This is a genomic window from Streptomyces sp. NPDC059224, assembly GCF_042754285.1.
In the GTDB taxonomy this organism is placed as follows: domain Bacteria; phylum Actinomycetota; class Actinomycetes; order Streptomycetales; family Streptomycetaceae; genus Streptomyces.
Genome location: NZ_JBHZAN010000014.1, coordinates 170,124 through 185,602, shown reverse-complemented (window position 1 = coordinate 185,602; position 15,479 = coordinate 170,124). Strand labels below are relative to the sequence as shown.

Sequence of the window (15,479 nt, the reverse complement as noted above, 5' to 3'; positions counted from 1 at the left end):
ATGCGCTTAAGAGCAGCAACGAGTAATCGGCCCCGGACCCACCAGGTCCGGGGCTCTTTGCTGTGCCCAGGCGGCCGTTGCCGTGGCCCCGGTGCCCGACGTTCCCCCGGCCGGGCTACTTCTGCGGCTGCACCGGAACGTCGAGGATCACCCTGGTCCCCCGCTCCGGCGCCGGCACCATGTCGAACGTGCCGCCCAACTCGCCCTCCACCAGCGTCCGTACGATCTGCAGACCGAGGTTGCCGGAGCGGTGCGGGTCGAACCCCTCGGGCAGGCCGACGCCGTCGTCCTGGACGGTGACCAGGAGTCGCGCCTCCTTGGTGGTGCCGCCCCGCACCGCCGTGACCTCGACGGTGCCCGTCTCGCCCTCGCGGAAGCCGTGTTCGAGGGCGTTCTGCAGGATCTCGGTGAGGACCATCGACAGCGGGGTCGCCACCTCGGCGTCGAGTATGCCGAAGCGTCCGGTGCGCCGGCCCGCGACCTTGCCCGGCGAGATCTCCGCGACCATCGCCAGCACCCGGTCGGCGATCTCGTCGAACTCCACACGCTCGTCCAGGTTCTGGGACAGCGTCTCATGCACGATCGCGATCGAGCCGACCCGTCGGACGGCCTCCTCCAGGGCCTCCCGGCCGCGCTCGGACTCGATCCGGCGGGCCTGCAGGCGCAACAGCGCGGCCACCGTCTGGAGGTTGTTCTTCACCCGGTGGTGGATCTCCCGGATGGTCGCATCCTTGGTGATCAACTCGCGTTCACGGCGCCGCAGTTCGGTGACGTCCCGGAGCAGTACCAGGGAACCGATACGGGTGCCCTTGGGCTTGAGCGGGATCGCCCGGAACTGGATCGCGCCGTCGCTGGACTCGATCTCGAACTCGCGCGGCGCCCAGCCGCTGGCGACCTTGGCGAGCGCCTCGTCCACCGGCCCGCGGGTCGGGGCGAGTTCCGCGGTGGTCTGGCCGAGGTGGTGACCGAGCAGGTCGGAGGCGAGGCCGAGGCGATGGTAGGCCGAGAGGGCGTTCGGGGAGGCGTACTGGACGATGCCGTCCGCGTCCAGCCGGATCAGGCCGTCGCCGACACGCGGCGAGGCGTCCATGTCGACCTGCTGGTTCGGGAAGGGAAACGATCCGGCAGCGATCATCTGCGCGAGGTCGGAGGCGCTCTGGAGGTAGGTCAGCTCCAGCCGGCTCGGGGTGCGCACGGTCAGCAGGTTGGTGTTGCGGGCGATGACCCCGAGGACCCGGCCCTCACGCCGTACCGGGATGGACTCGACCCGTACGGGGACCTCTTCCCGCCACTCCGGGTCACCCTCCCGGACGATCCGGCCCTCGTCCAGCGCGATGTCCAGCATGGGGCGCCGGCCCCGGGGCACCAGATGACCGATCATGTCGTCCTGGTAGGAGGTCGGGCCGGTGTTGGGGCGCATCTGCGCCACCGAGACATAGCGGGTGCCGTCCGCGGTGGGAACCCACAGGACCAGGTCGGCGAAGGAGAGGTCGGAGAGCAGCTGCCACTCCGAGACCAGCAGATGGAGCCACTCGAGGTCGGAGTCGTCGAGGGCGGTGTGCTGGCGGACCAGTTCGTTCATGGAGGGCACGTCTGCGAGCGTACCCGCGGGTCTGTTGATGGCCTAAAAACGGCCGAGAACACCCGCGGGCCGCGGCGCCTGGGAGGGACCCTCAACCCTCCCGGCACCGCAGCCCGGAGCAGCAACGGCCACGGGGTGTGCGGTCCCGACAGGCCGAAGGTGAGGACCCGGGGCAGTCAGGGCAGAGAGCTCCGGTTCCTCGGTCCGTCCTCCTGTGCGGGGAGGACGGAAGAGTGCGACTGTGTCGTACGGTGCCGCCGTACTCCTTCAGTCCTGGTACGCAATTGTGGACTAGACCACGGTGTGTGTCCATGCGTTGGAGACTGTTCACAGTCGATGCGATCGCAGCGTAGCCCGCCGGAGGCGGCCGTGGGGCCCGATGAGGCGCGGCATTTTCCGACACCCCGGCGGACGGGCTGGATTTTTCCTTGATTCACCCGTTCTGACGTATTCACGTAACCTCACACTTGTCCCCTTTTCGCTGCACCGCTCCCGGGGTGACGGGGGCTGGTTCTGTTAGATTGGTCCCATCGGATTGGTCTAAACCACATAGACAGAACGGCAGGCCCAGCGTGGAAGTTGTCATCGTTCCGGACGCCGCCGCGGGTGGCGAGCTGATCGCCGAGGCCATGGCCCAGCTGCTCGGCCGCAAGCCGGACGCGCTGCTCGGGGTGGCCACGGGCTCGACCCCGCTGCCCATCTACCAGGCGCTCACGGCCAAGGTGCGGTCCGGGGCCGTGGACACCTCGCGGGCGCGGATAGCCCAGCTCGACGAGTACGTGGGACTGCCGGCCGAGCATCCGGAGTCGTACCGGTCGGTGCTGCGGCGCGAGGTGCTGGAGCCGCTCGGGATCGGGATGGACGCGTTCCTCGGCCCCGACGGCACGGCCGAGGACGTACAGGCCGCCTGCGAGGCGTACGACGGGGCGCTGGCGCGGGCGGGCGGCGTGGATCTGCAGTTGCTCGGGATCGGCACGGACGGACACATCGGTTTCAACGAGCCGTGTTCGTCCCTCGCCTCCCGGACGCGGATCAAGACGCTCACCGAGCAGACCCGGGTCGACAACGCGCGGTTCTTCGACGGCGACATCGCGCAGGTGCCGCACCATGTGATCACCCAGGGGATCGGGACGATCCTGGAGGCGCGGCATCTGGTGCTGCTCGCGACGGGCGAGGGGAAGGCCGACGCGGTCGCGGCGACCGTGGAAGGGCCGGTCGCCGCGGTGTGTCCCGCGTCGGCGCTGCAGTTGCATCCGCATGCGACGGTCGTGGTGGACGAGGCTGCCGCGTCCAAGCTGAAGCTTGCGGAGTACTTCCGGTACACGTTCGCCAACAAGCCCGCTTGGCAGGGCATTTGAGAGCGGTCGCGTCTGCCGCGTTCGGTCGGGTGCGCCGTGCGCGGCGCGGGGCCGGTCGCCCAGTCCCTCCCCCGGCCTCCGGCCGGGGGACCCCCGGCGCCCCCCTGAAGGGGCGCTCCGCTCACCGGGGTGCGATGACCTCCGCCGCCGCCGTGCCGCAGACCCTCGCCGCGCCGTGGGTCGCGATGTGCAGGGCACCCCTGGGCGGCGCCTGGGGGACGCCCATCTCCACCACGATCGTGTCGGGGCGGGACTTGAGGAGTACGTCCAGGGCCGTGGTCATCCAGGGGTGGCGGTGCTCGTCCCGGAGCACGGCCACGATCCTGCGGTCGCCGGCCGCCGACAGGGCGTCCTCGCCCGCGTGGTCGCCCGTGAAGCCGGCCGTCTCCGTTTCGGGCAGGCGGCGGGACAGTTCCGCCGCCACCCCCCAGGGGGTCTCCGTGCCCACCGCGATGTTGGACACCGGGGTGAACACGGCCACGAAGGGGGCCGTGGTCAGGGGCGGGTAGGGATCGACGCGCGTCACGTCCAGTGCGCGGCGGGCGGCGACGAGGCCGATGTCCGCGGCCGCGGAGTCCGGCTGCGCCCGCTCCGTCGTGGCCGTCCAGCGGGCCAGTGACCGTACCCGGTCCGCCGCCTCCGCCAGGCGTTCCTCGGGAAGTTCGCCGGAGTGGACCGCCGCGACCAGGGCGTCGCGCAGACGCCGTACCGTCTCCTCGTCCGCGAGACCGCCGCCCACGCAGATCGCGTCCGCTCCGGCGGCGATGGCCAGGACGCTGCCGTGTTCGATGCCGTACGTCGCGGAGATGGCCTGCATCTCCATCCCGTCGGTGACGATCAGGCCCTCGTAGCCGAGTTCGCCGCGCAGCAGGTCGGTGAGGATCGTGCGGGACAGCGTGGCCGGCCGGGCCGGATCCAGTGCCGGGACCAGGATGTGCGCGCTCATCACGGCACGGGTGCCGGCGGCGATGGCGGCGCGGAAGGGGGCCAGCTCGCGGGCGTGCAGGACGTCGCCGGCGGCGTCGATGCGGGGCAGGGCGAGGTGCGAGTCGACGGCCGTGTCGCCGTGGCCCGGGAAGTGCTTGGTGCAGGCCGCGACCCCGGCCGACTGGAGACCGGTGACATAGGCCGCCGCGTGGCGGGCCACCAGGTCCGGGTCGGCGCCGAAGGAACGGACGCCGATGACCGGGTTGGCCGGGTTGGAGTTGACGTCGGCGGACGGGGCCCAGTTGAAGTTCACCCCGCAGGCAGCGAGGCGGCGGCCCAGTTCGAGGGCGACCTCCCGGGTCAGTTCCACCTCGTCGACCGCGCCGAGGGCGTGGTTGCCGGGGAAGGAGGAGCCGGTGTGCACCTCGAGGCGGGTGACGTCACCGCCCTCCTCGTCGACCGCCACCAGGACGTCGTCCCGTTCGGCGCGCAACTGGGCGGTGAGAGCGGCGAGTTGTTCGGGCGAGGCGATGTTGCGGCCGAACAGGCCCACGGCGGCCAGGCCTTCGCCGAGCCGGCGCAGCAGCCAGTCGGGGGCGGTGGTGCCGGTGAAGCCGGGCTGGAGGACCGTCAGCGCGTCGCGCGTGAGTGTGTCCGTACCGCTGGCGAGTGTCGTCATCGGGTGGCGTTATCCCTTCACGGCGCCCGCGGTCAGGCCCGCGGCCATCTTGCGCTGGACGAGGAGGAACAGGACGACGATCGGCACGGCCATCATGGTGGAGCCGGCCATCATCGGGGCGTATTCGGTGCCGTGCTTGGTGGTGAAGTTGGCGAGCCAGACGGTCGCGGTCTGGTGCTCCTGGCTGAGCAGCATCAGGGCGTAGATGTACTCGTTCCAGGCCTGGATGAAGGCGTAGACCGAGGTGGCGACCAGGCCCGGGGCCAGCAGCGGGAAGACCACCCGGACGAAGGCGCCGGTGCGCGAGCACCCGTCGACCATCGCGGCCTCCTCCAGCTCCTTCGGGATGTTGACGATGAAGCCACGCATGGTCCACACCGTGAACGGGAGGATGAAGGTCAGGTAGGTGATGATCAGACCGCTGAGCTTGTCGTACTGGTCCAGGTCGTTGAGGAGCAGGAAGACCGGGATGATCATGGCGACCAGCGGGACCATCTGGACCGCGAGGATGCCGACGATCACGACCTTGCGTCCGCGGAAGGCGAACCGTGAGATGGCCAGGGCGGCCAGCAGACCGACGACCATGCCGATCGCCACCACGGACAGGGAGACGATCAGGCTGCGGCCCACCGGGCCCCAGAAGTCGGCGATGTCCAGCGCGCGGCGGAAGTTGGACAGGGTCAGGCCCGTGGGCAGCAGGCTCGGGTCCGGGTCGATGGCGTCCTTCGCCGGCTTGAACGCCGTGTTCAGCATCCAGTAGACGGGGAACCCGACGACGACGAAGACCAGGAGGCCGAGGAGGTTCCAGGCCGCACGGGGCCCCCTGCGGACGGCTGTGGTGCTCATTCGACCTCTCCGATCTTCAGCATCTGGCGCATGTACACGGCGACGACACCGAGCAGCAGAACCACGGTGAGCAGGGCGATCGCGGAGCCCTGTCCGTAGTTGTTGACCACGAAGGCGCGGTCGTAGGAGTAGGTGGTCAGCAGCTGGAACTCGGGCTCGGGATGCCCGCCGCGCATGACGAAGACCTGCGGGAAGACGCCCATGTCCCAGATGACCGAGAGGGTCGTGAGCATCACGATGATCGGCTTGAGGACGGGGAGCGTGACGTAACGGAGGACGCCCCAGGCGCCCGCGCCGTCCAGGCGCGCGGCCTCCACCAGTTCCGCCGGGACCTGGGTCAGGCCGGCACTCAGCGTGATGACCACGAAGGGCACCGCTCCCCAGACCACCAGGAGCATGATCACCGCGAGCCCCTCGGGGCCGCTGGCGAACCAGTTGTGGCCGATCAGCTCCACCCCGGGAATCTTGCTGAGCAGGGCGTTGAGGATGCCGTAGTCGGAGTCGAAGAGCCACTTGAAGAGCGTGGTGGCGACGATGACCGGCATGCCCCAGCTGGCCACCAGCGCGATGTTGACCAGGGTCTTCACCCAGCCGGAGACCCTCTGCAGCAGCAGCGCGATGAGCATGCCGACGACCATGGTGAAGACCACGCAGCCGACCGCGAAGACGATCGTGCGCAGCACCACCTGCCAGAACTCGGTGTCGTCGAGCACGTCGGAGAAGTTCCCGAACCCGACCCACTCGGCCGACTTGAACCCCCACAGCTGGGACTGCCCGAACTCCTGGAAGGAGAGGGCTACCAGCCGGTAGAAGGGGTAACCGAGCACGAGCCCGAGAATCCCCAGACAGGGCGCGAGCAGCAGCCAGGGGACGGCGGGACCGCCCGAGCGCCGGTTCCCGCGTGGTCGGTGCGGGAAGTCCGGTGGAGGTGCCGGCACCTTGGCGGGTGTGGTCGTGTCAACGGCACTCATCGCGTGCTCCTCAGCAGTTCAAGAAACGTCAGGTGACGCGCCCCCGAAGGGTCGCGAGGAACTGCGCGACCAGCCCCCACGCACCCGCAGCGGCCGCGCGGCCCAACGCGGCACTCTCTTCGTGGAACTCACCCGCCGGGCCTGACCCCCCGTCGACCAGGCCCGGCCGGATGGCGACTACTTGGTGTTGATGACCTTGTCGATCGCGGCGTCCGCGGTCTTGGCGGCCGCCTCCACCGTCTGCTTGCCGGTGCCGATGTTCTGCAGCATGGTCTGCAGGACCTGCGCCTTCTCGACCTGCCCCCAGCCCGGCGCCATCGGGACGAACCAGTTGGACTCGGCCGCGGTGGCCGGCACCGCGGTCGCCGGGTCGTTCTTCAGCGTCGCGAGGTCGGTCTTGTTGTTGGGCAGGTTGCCCTTGGCCATCAGGCCCTTCTGGCCGGAGGGACCGGTGAACGCGTTGATCCACTCGGCGGCGACGCCCTGCGCCTTGGACTTCACCGGGATGGCGAGGTCGGAGCCGCCCAGGAAGACCGGCATGTTCTTGCCGGACGGGCCGGGCATCACGAAGTTGACCAGGTTGTCCTTCAGCTTGCCGCCGGTCTTGTCGTTCTTCGGGTCGGCCGCGGTGGCACCCTCCCACGCGGCACCGAAGATCATGGACGACTTGCCCTGGCCGTAGACGATGTACCGGTCGGACTCGTCCTTGGTCTTGTCACCGTGCATGTACTTGTCGATGACGTTCTTGAACTCGTTGAGGCCCTTGACGGACTCGGGTGAGGAGAGGTTGCCCTTCCACTGGCCGCCGGACTCCGCGGCGATGGAGCCGCCGGCGTCGTAGACGAAGGACATGGCCGCGTACCAGTCACGGGTGGGCTGGTACCAGGCGCTGAACTTGTCGCCTTCCTTCTTCTGGATCTTGTCCAGGTCGGCGGTCAGCTCGGTGTAGGTCTTCGGCGTGGTCTTGACGCCGGCCGAGGCGGCGACGTCCTTGCGCCAGTTGGCCACGCGGCCACCGGCGTAGTACGGCACGCCGTAGGTCTTGCCGTCGTAGGTCACGGAGGCCTTGAGGCCGTCGAGCCACTGGTCGGAGTTGGTGAACTGGGAGGCCTCGACCGGAGCGAAGGCGCCCTTGACCATGTAGCCGAGCATCTCGGTGTTGCCCATCTCGACCACGTCGGGGGCCTTGTCCGTGGCGAGGACGGCGTCCAGCTTGGTGTTCTTGTCCGGCCAGCCGTAGTACTCGTGCTTGATCTTGATGCCGGGGTGCTTCTTCTGCACGGCCGCGTCGGCGGCCTTCACCAGGTCGGGCCAGTTGTTCTGGGCGTCCACGGTGAGCCAGACGGTCAGCTCCTTGGCGTCCGCCCCCTGCGCCTTGTCGTCGTCCTTCTTGTCACTGCCACACGCCGCGATGGAGACGACCATGCCCGCGATACCAATCGCGGCTATCAGCTTGCGCTTCACGCCACCCTCCTCAGGGATGCCACAAACCCCCCTGCCTCCCCGCGCGAGCGTTGGGCCGGGACCTGGACCAATGGTGTAGACCAGTGCGGGAAGCTTGGCCCAGACCAGCAGGCCTGTCAAGGGTGGTCGAATGGGCTCCGACCAGCCGTTATGCGACCTACATATGCAGGAACCTTTAAGTAAGAAGCCCTCGAAAACCCGGCGCGCGGACGAGACAATTCCGGTAGACCACTCAAGTGGTGGACTAGACCAAAAGAGCCCGCGGCGGTATACAGAGGGGATCACGCAGCGTGCAGGGGAAATCCCGGTACGCTGCCGTGCCACGAAGTGGCCGGATCAGGAGCCGGGAAGGCGGAGCATGAGCACCGACGTCAGCAGTGCGGAGAACGAGAGCGGGACAGCCGTCCGTACCGCGCGCGTGCCCAAGTACTACCGTCTGAAGAAACATCTCCTCGAGATGACGGAGACACAGGCGCCCGGCACCCCGGTCCCGCCCGAGCGCACGCTGGCAGCCGAGTTCGATACCTCCCGCACCACCGTCCGACAGGCCCTCCAGGAACTGGTGGTCGAGGGCCGCCTGGAACGCATCCAGGGCAAGGGCACCTTCGTGGCCAAGCCGAAGGTCTCCCAGGCGCTGCAGCTCACCTCCTACACGGAGGACATGCGCGCCCAGGGCCTGGAGCCGACCTCACAGCTGCTGGACATCGGCTACATCACCGCCGACGACCGGCTCGCCGGCCTGCTCGACATAACGGCCGGCGGGCGCGTGCTGCGCATCGAGCGGCTGCGCATGGCCAACGGCGAGCCCATGGCCATAGAGACCACCCACCTGAGCGCCAAGCGCTTCCCGGCCCTGCGCAGGTCCCTCGTCAAGTACACGTCCCTCTACACCGCCCTCGCCGAGGTGTACGACGTCCATCTCGCCGAGGCCGAGGAGACCATCGAGACCTCGCTGGCCACCCCGCGCGAGGCCGGCCTGCTCGGCACCGACGTGGGCCTGCCGATGCTGATGCTCTCCCGGCACTCCCTGGACCGCGACGGCCAGCCGGTGGAGTGGGTGCGCTCGGTGTACCGCGGCGACCGGTACAAGTTCGTGGCCCGCCTCAAGCGTCCGCAGGACTGACACCGGGCGCCCTTCACGGAATCGACATACCGATAGCCGGACAGCTACTTCCGCTGCGGTGACGCCGTGACCTAGATTGCCTGCGCATTACACAGGCGAACGATGAGGGGACGGAGCCGCGGTATGCCGGATGTACCTGAAGTGAGACAGCCGGTGGTGACACCGATACGCGTGGTCATCACCGTCTGCCTCGTCGCGCCCTTCGTGGCGATGCTGTGGGTGGGCTCCTACGCCAAGACGGACCCGACGTTCATCGGGATCCCGTTCTTCTACTGGTACCAGATGCTGTGGGTACTGATCTCGACCGCGCTCACGATGACCGCGTACCAGCTGTGGCAGCGTGACCGGCGCGCCCGCAAGTCCGGCCACACGAGCGGGGGTGCACAGCAGTGAAGGACGGTGTGAACGGCGTCGCGCTCGGCGTCTTCATCTTCTTCTTCCTGGCCGTCACGGTCATGGGCTTCCTGGCCGCGCGCTGGCGCAAGGCCGACAACGAGCACTCCCTGGACGAATGGGGCCTGGGCGGCCGCTCGTTCGGCACCTGGGTCACCTGGTTCCTGCTCGGCGGCGACCTCTACACGGCGTACACCTTCGTCGCCGTACCGGCGGCGATCTACGCGGCGGGCGCGGCCGGCTTCTTCGCGGTGCCGTACACGATCCTCGTCTACCCGCTGATCTTCACGTTCCTGCCCCGCCTGTGGTCGGTCTCCCACAAGCACGGCTACGTGACGACCTCCGACTTCGTCCGCGGACGCTTCGGCTCCAAGGGGCTCTCGCTCGCCGTCGCCCTGACCGGCATCCTGGCGACGATGCCCTACATCGCGCTCCAGCTCGTCGGCATCCAGGCCGTCCTCGACGTCATGGGCATCGGCGGCGGCAACGGCACCAACTGGTTCGTGAAGGACCTGCCGCTGCTCATCGCCTTCGGCGTCCTGGCGGCGTACACCTACTCCTCCGGCCTGCGGGCGCCCGCCCTCATCGCGTTCGTGAAGGACGGGCTGATCTACCTCGTCATCGCGGTCGCGATCATCTACATCCCGATCAAGCTGGGCGGCTTCGACGACATCTTCGCCAAGGCCGGCCACGCGTTCACCCAGGTCAACCCGGCCACCGGCAAACCACGCGGGGCGCTGGCGCCACCCGAGGCCGGCCAGTGGACCTACGCCACCCTGGCGCTGGGCTCCGCGCTCGCGCTGTTCATGTACCCGCACTCGATCACCGCGACGCTCTCCTCCAAGAGCCGTGACGTGATCCGCCGCAACACCACGATCCTGCCGCTGTACTCCCTGATGCTGGGCCTGCTCGCGCTGCTCGGCTTCATGGCCATCGCGGCCGGCGTCAAGGTCACCAACGGCCAGCTGGCGATCCCGCAGCTGTTCGAGAACATGTTCCCGGACTGGTTCGCGGGCGTGGCCTTCGCGGCGATCGGCATCGGCGCCCTGGTCCCGGCCGCCATCATGTCCATCGCGGCCGCCAACCTCTTCACCCGCAACATCTACCGGGACTTCATCAAGCCGGACGCCACCCCGAAGCAGGAGGCCCAGGTCTCCAAGCTCGTGTCGCTGCTGGTGAAGGTCGGCGCGCTGGTCTTCGTCCTCACCATGGACAAGACGGTCGCCATCAACTTCCAGCTCCTCGGCGGCATCTGGATCCTGCAGACCTTCCCGGCCCTGGTCGGCGGCCTGTTCACCCGCTGGTTCCACCGCTGGGCCCTGCTGGCGGGCTGGGCGGTGGGCATGGTCTACGGCACGGCCGCGGCGTACGGCGTGGCCTCCCCCACCCAGAAGCACTTCGGCGGCTCGGCCAAGGAGATCCCCGGCATCGGGGAGATCGGCTACATCGGCCTCACGGCGTTCGTGATGAACGTGGTGGTGACCGTGGTCCTGACGTTCGTCCTGAAGGCCCTGAAGGCCCCCGAGGGCATCGACGAGACGAAGACGGAGGACTACACGGCCGACGCCGGCGACCCGGGCGTGGAAACGGAACTCCCCCCGGCCGTCGCGGAAGGCGCCCGCTGAAGCACCCCGTCAGGGGCGCGAGGAACCGCGCGGGCAACCCCTGACGACCCGCAGCGGGCCGCCGAAAAGAAATCACGACGGCGGCCCGCTGTCGTACACACTCACCCGCATGACGATCCGGATCAGGAAAGCGAACCCCGCGGAATACGGCACCCTCGGCGAACTGACGGCCCAGGCCTACCTCCAGGACGGCCTCCTCGACTTCGGTGAGAGCGACTCCTACCTCACCGAACTGAGGAACGTGGCGAAACGGGCCGCCGCGGCCACCGTTCTCGTCGCCGTGAGCGACGACGTCCTCCTGGGTGGCGTGACTTTCGTCCCCGGCCCCGGCCCGATGTCCGACATCGCCGCCGAGGGCGAGGCCGAGATCCGCATGCTCGCCGTCGACAGCGCCGCCCGCGGCCGGGGTGCCGGCGCGGCGCTCGTCCGCGCCTGCGTCGACCGCGCACGCGCCCTCGAAGGCTGCGAGAAGGTCGTCCTGTCGACGCAGCGCACCATGGAATCCGCCCACCGGATCTACGAACGTCTCGGCTTCGTCCGCACACCCGAGCGGGACTGGAACCCCTTGCCACAGCTGGACGACATCACTCTCCTCACCTATGAGTTGACGCTGCGAGACGGTTCGCGACACAACATGTGGGGGTGACGCGACAGCACGGCACTAGATGTATGCTCATGCTCGCTGTCGCCGCAGGGGAATCCGGTGCGAATCCGGAACTGTCCCGCAACGGTGTACTTGCGCACATCTGTGCGCGAGCGTCAGTCCGAGGACCTGCCGACAGCAACGCCCGGCCGTCCGGCCCGGGTGTTCTGACGTCCGGGTCTCGTGGAGTGGACCGGGGACGCGACACGCGTGCGTGCGCCCGTGTGCTGCCTCCTGCCCTCCGCCAGGCCCTGAGCCGAGCGAGGGAGAGCCCCACGTGACCATCGCGCCAGCCGAACCGGCTTCAGCGACCATCTCTGTGGACGAGGACGGTCCCGGCACCGCGTTGCTGCGGACCCTGACCGGGTTGACCGCCGATCTCCCCGACGCCGACCCCGGCCGGGTCGCCGCCGCCGCGCTGCGCGGCCGGTCCTCGCGGGCCGACGAGGCCGAGCTGCGCGAGCTGGCCACCGAGGCGGCCGCCGGTCTCATCTCCGAGGACCCCGCCTACTCCCGGCTCGCCGCCCGGCTGCTGACGATCTCGATCCGTGCCGAGGCCGCCTCGCAGGGCGTGACGTCCTTCACCGAGTCCGTCGCCGTCGGCCACCGCGAGGGCCTCATCGCGGACCGCACCGCGGAGTTCGCGCGCCTGCACGCGGCCCGCCTGGACGCACTGGTCGACCCGGCCGCCGACGACCGCTTCGGCTACTTCGGCCTGCGCACCCTGTACAGCCGTTACCTGCTCCGGCACCCGATCACCCGCAAGGTCGTCGAGACCCCCCAGTACTTCCTGCTCCGGGTGGCGGCCGGTCTCGCCGAGGACGACACGGTCCGTGCCCTCGACGAAGTCACCGCGCTCTACGGGCTCATGAGCCGCCTCGACTACCTCCCCTCCTCGCCCACCCTCTTCAACTCCGGCACCCGGCACCCCCAGATGTCGTCCTGCTACCTCCTCGACTCCCCGAAGGACGAGCTGGACTCCATCTACGACCGCTACCACCAGGTGGCCCGGCTCTCGAAGCACGCCGGCGGCATCGGCCTGTCGTACAGCCGGATCCGCTCCCGCGGTTCGCTGATCCGCGGCACCAACGGGCACTCCAACGGCATCGTGCCGTTCCTCAAGACGCTCGACGCCTCGGTCGCCGCGGTGAACCAGGGCGGCCGGCGCAAGGGGGCGGCCGCGGTCTACCTGGAGACCTGGCACTCCGACATCGAGGAGTTCCTGGAGCTGCGCGACAACACCGGTGAGGACGCCCGGCGTACGCACAACCTGAACCTCGCGCACTGGATCCCGGACGAGTTCATGCGCCGGGTCAACGCCGACGGGCAGTGGTCCCTGTTCTCCCCCGCCGACGTGCCGGACCTGGTGGACCTGTGGGGCGACGAGTTCGACGCGGCGTACCGCGCGGCGGAGGAGAAGGGTCTGGCCCGCAAGACCGTCCCGGCCCGTGATCTGTACGGCCGGATGATGCGCGCTCTCGCGCAGACCGGCAACGGCTGGATGACCTTCAAGGACGCGGCCAACCGGACCGCGAACCAGACGGCCACCCCCGGCCATGTCGTTCACTCCTCCAACCTCTGCACGGAGATCCTGGAGGTCACGGACGACGGCGAGACGGCGGTGTGCAACCTGGGCTCCGTGAACCTCGGCGCCTTCGTGGACACGGCGACCGGTGACATCGACTGGGAGCGGCTGGACGAGACCGTCCGCACCGCCGTCACCTTCCTCGACCGGGTCGTCGACATCAACTTCTACCCGACCGAGCAGGCGGGCCGATCCAACGCCAGGTGGCGTCCCGTGGGCCTCGGCGCGATGGGGCTCCAGGACGTCTTCTTCCAGCTGCGGCTGCCCTTCGACTCCGCCGAGGCCAAGGCGCTCTCCACCCGGATCGCCGAGCGGATCATGCTCGTCGCCTACGAGGCCTCCGCCGACCTAGCCGAGCGCGGCGGCCCGCTGCCGGCCTGGGAGAAGACCCGTACCGCACAGGGCGTGCTGCACCCCGACCACTACGGCGTCGAGTTCACCTGGCCGGAGCGCTGGGCGGCGCTGCGCGCGCGGATCGCCACGACCGGCCTGCGCAACAGCCTGCTGCTCGCCATCGCCCCCACGGCCACCATCGCGTCCATCGCGGGCGTGTACGAGTGCATCGAGCCGCAGGTCTCCAACCTGTTCAAGCGCGAGACGCTGTCCGGTGAGTTCCTCCAGGTCAACTCCTACCTGGTGCGGGAACTCAAGGACCTCGGCGTCTGGGACGCCCGCACCCGTGAGGCGCTGCGCGAGGCCAACGGCTCGGTGCAGGACTTCGCGTGGATCCCTGCGGACGTCCGGGCGCTGTACCGCACGGCGTGGGAGATCCCGCAGCGCGGTCTGATCGACATGGCCGCGGCCCGGACCCCGTACCTGGACCAGGCCCAGTCCCTGAACCTGTTCCTGGAGACGCCGACCATCGGCAAGCTCTCCTCGATGTACGCGTACGCCTGGAAGTCGGGCCTGAAGACGACGTACTACCTGCGCTCGCGCCCGGCGACCCGGATCGCCCGCGCCGCGCAGGCCCAGCCCACCGTTCCCGCCCAGCAGACGGCTCCCGAAGACGCGGTCGCCTGCTCCCTGGAAAACCCCGAGTCCTGCGAGGCCTGCCAGTAATGACCACCCCGAACAAGAACCTGCTCGACCCGGGCTTCGAGCTGACTCTGCGCCCCATGCGCTACCCGGACTTCTACGAGCGCTACCGGGACGCCATCAAGAACACCTGGACCGTCGAGGAGGTCGACCTCCACTCGGACGTCGCCGACCTCGCCAGGCTCAGCCCCTCCGAGCAGCACCTGATCGGCCGGCTCGTCGCCTTCTTCGCGACCGGTGACTCGATCGTGGCGAACAACCTGGTGCTGACGCTGTACAAGCACATCAACTCCCCCGAGGCGCGCCTGTACCTGAGCCGCCAGCTGTTCGAGGAGGCCGTGCACGTCCAGTTCTATCTGACGCTCCTGGACACCTACCTCCCCGACCCGGAGGACCGCAACGCCGCGTTCGCCGCGGTGGAGAACATCCCCTCCATCCGCGAGAAGGCCGAGTTCTGCTTCAAGTGGATGGACTCGGTGGAGAACCTGGACCGCCTGGAGTCCAAGGCCGACCGGCGCCTGTTCCTGCTCAACCTCATCTGCTTCGCCGCGTGCATCGAGGGCCTGTTCTTCTACGGCGCCTTCGCGTACGTCTACTGGTTCCGCAGCCGGGGTCTGCTGCACGGTCTCGCCACGGGCACCAACTGGGTGTTCCGTGACGAGACGATGCACATGAGCTTCGCGTTCGACGTGGTCGACACCGTCCGCAAGGAGGAGCCGGAGCTCTTCGACGACGAACTCCGGCAGCAGGTCACCGACATGCTGCGGGAGGCCGTCGAGGCGGAGCTCCAGTTCGCCCGTGACCTGTGCGGTGACGGCCTGCCCGGCATGAACACCGACTCGATGCGCGCGTACCTGGAGTGCGTCGCCGACCAGCGGCTCGGCCGCCTCGGCTTCGCTCCGGTGTACGGCTCGCAGAACCCGTTCTCCTTCATGGAGCTGCAGGGCGTTCAGGAGTTGACGAACTTCTTCGAGCGGCGCCCGTCCGCGTACCAGGTCGCGGTGGAGGGCACCGTGGACCTTGACGAGGACTTCTGAGCCTTCTGAGCCTTCGGCTCCCCATGGGCCTCATGGGCCTCCCTGATCTGCCGGTCGATACGCCTGTCGCGCAGGACGCCGAGCACGGACGGGAGGGCCATGAGGACCAGGATGCCGAGGACCAGGACCATTCCGACGAGACCTTCGATCTGGTTTCCGTTCATGGACATCACTGTCGCGCCGAATGGTCCTTACCGTGAGTGGCAGCACT

The 15,479-nt window shown here is 68.9% G+C and carries 13 protein-coding genes and 1 riboswitch; of the genes, 7 read left to right on the top strand and 6 right to left on the bottom strand.

All coding sequences use genetic code 11. The features are described from left to right. Positions 1 to 115 precede the first annotated feature (115 nt). Positions 116 to 1,582 carry a PAS domain-containing sensor histidine kinase gene (locus ACFXI4_RS17435; protein ID WP_362715216.1) on the bottom strand — a complete coding sequence of 489 codons (1,467 nt, stop codon included), beginning with the start codon at positions 1,580 to 1,582 and terminating at the stop codon, positions 116 to 118. A 572-nt stretch (positions 1,583 to 2,154) separates the two neighbouring features. On the opposite strand from ACFXI4_RS17435, the gene nagB reads away from it, so the two are divergent. After that, positions 2,155 to 2,940 carry a glucosamine-6-phosphate deaminase gene (nagB, locus tag ACFXI4_RS17430; protein WP_384991406.1) on the top strand — a complete coding sequence of 262 codons (786 nt, stop codon included), beginning with the start codon at positions 2,155 to 2,157 and terminating at the stop codon, positions 2,938 to 2,940. Positions 2,941 to 3,061: 121 nt separating this feature from the next. Here nagB and ACFXI4_RS17425 read toward each other — a convergent pair whose 3' ends face one another. The 4 genes from ACFXI4_RS17425 to ACFXI4_RS17410 all read right to left on the bottom strand — a co-directional run bounded on the left by ACFXI4_RS17425 (position 3,062) and on the right by ACFXI4_RS17410 (position 7,827). Further along, positions 3,062 to 4,546, bottom strand: a complete 1,485-nt coding sequence (locus ACFXI4_RS17425; protein ID WP_384991404.1) for a glycoside hydrolase family 3 protein — start codon at positions 4,544 to 4,546, stop codon at positions 3,062 to 3,064. Positions 4,547 to 4,555: 9 nt separating this feature from the next. Further along, positions 4,556 to 5,392, bottom strand: coding sequence for a carbohydrate ABC transporter permease (locus tag ACFXI4_RS17420; protein ID WP_362715192.1), 837 nt, complete (start codon positions 5,390 to 5,392; stop codon positions 4,556 to 4,558). Then, complete coding sequence (locus ACFXI4_RS17415; RefSeq protein WP_384991400.1) at positions 5,389 to 6,363, bottom strand: carbohydrate ABC transporter permease; 975 nt, start codon at positions 6,361 to 6,363, stop codon at positions 5,389 to 5,391. Before ACFXI4_RS17415 ends, ACFXI4_RS17420 begins: the two co-directional genes overlap by 4 nt. Positions 6,364 to 6,540: 177 nt before the next feature. Beyond that, entirely contained in the window at positions 6,541 to 7,827 is a 1,287-nt protein-coding gene (locus ACFXI4_RS17410) for an extracellular solute-binding protein (RefSeq protein ID WP_362715186.1), read from the bottom strand. Between the two features lie 358 nt (positions 7,828 to 8,185). On the opposite strand from ACFXI4_RS17410, the gene ACFXI4_RS17405 reads away from it, so the two are divergent. The 6 genes from ACFXI4_RS17405 (at position 8,186) to ACFXI4_RS17380 (ending at position 15,268) form a co-directional block, all read left to right on the top strand. Continuing rightward, positions 8,186 to 8,950 (top strand): GntR family transcriptional regulator, encoded by a 765-nt coding sequence (locus ACFXI4_RS17405; protein WP_093499171.1) that lies wholly within the window; start codon positions 8,186 to 8,188, stop codon positions 8,948 to 8,950. 123 nt (positions 8,951 to 9,073) lie between these two features. Further along, complete coding sequence (locus tag ACFXI4_RS17400) at positions 9,074 to 9,343, top strand: DUF3311 domain-containing protein (protein WP_384991396.1); 270 nt, start codon at positions 9,074 to 9,076, stop codon at positions 9,341 to 9,343. Further along, positions 9,340 to 10,968: a monocarboxylate uptake permease MctP gene (gene mctP / locus ACFXI4_RS17395; protein ID WP_384991393.1), complete on the top strand. Its 1,629-nt coding sequence runs from the start codon at positions 9,340 to 9,342 to the stop codon at positions 10,966 to 10,968. The genes ACFXI4_RS17400 and mctP overlap by 4 nt, the downstream gene beginning before the upstream one ends. A 109-nt stretch (positions 10,969 to 11,077) precedes the next feature. Beyond that, positions 11,078 to 11,614: a GNAT family N-acetyltransferase gene (locus ACFXI4_RS17390; protein ID WP_384991391.1), complete on the top strand. Its 537-nt coding sequence runs from the start codon at positions 11,078 to 11,080 to the stop codon at positions 11,612 to 11,614. Between the two features lie 16 nt (positions 11,615 to 11,630). Beyond that, positions 11,631 to 11,763: riboswitch (cobalamin riboswitch) on the top strand. 125 nt (positions 11,764 to 11,888) lie between these two features. Next, positions 11,889 to 14,255 carry a ribonucleoside-diphosphate reductase subunit alpha gene (locus tag ACFXI4_RS17385; protein ID WP_384991389.1) on the top strand — a complete coding sequence of 789 codons (2,367 nt, stop codon included), beginning with the start codon at positions 11,889 to 11,891 and terminating at the stop codon, positions 14,253 to 14,255. Continuing rightward, the gene (locus tag ACFXI4_RS17380; RefSeq protein WP_384991386.1) at positions 14,255 to 15,268 is read left to right on the top strand and encodes a ribonucleotide-diphosphate reductase subunit beta; all 1,014 of its coding nucleotides are present in this window, start codon (positions 14,255 to 14,257) and stop codon (positions 15,266 to 15,268) included. The genes ACFXI4_RS17385 and ACFXI4_RS17380 overlap by 1 nt, the downstream gene beginning before the upstream one ends. Here the strand turns inward: ACFXI4_RS17380 and ACFXI4_RS17375 are convergent. Next, positions 15,181 to 15,432 (bottom strand): hypothetical protein, encoded by a 252-nt coding sequence (locus ACFXI4_RS17375; RefSeq protein WP_362716113.1) that lies wholly within the window; start codon positions 15,430 to 15,432, stop codon positions 15,181 to 15,183. The genes ACFXI4_RS17380 and ACFXI4_RS17375 overlap by 88 nt on opposite strands. Between the last annotated feature and the right edge of the window lie 47 nt (positions 15,433 to 15,479).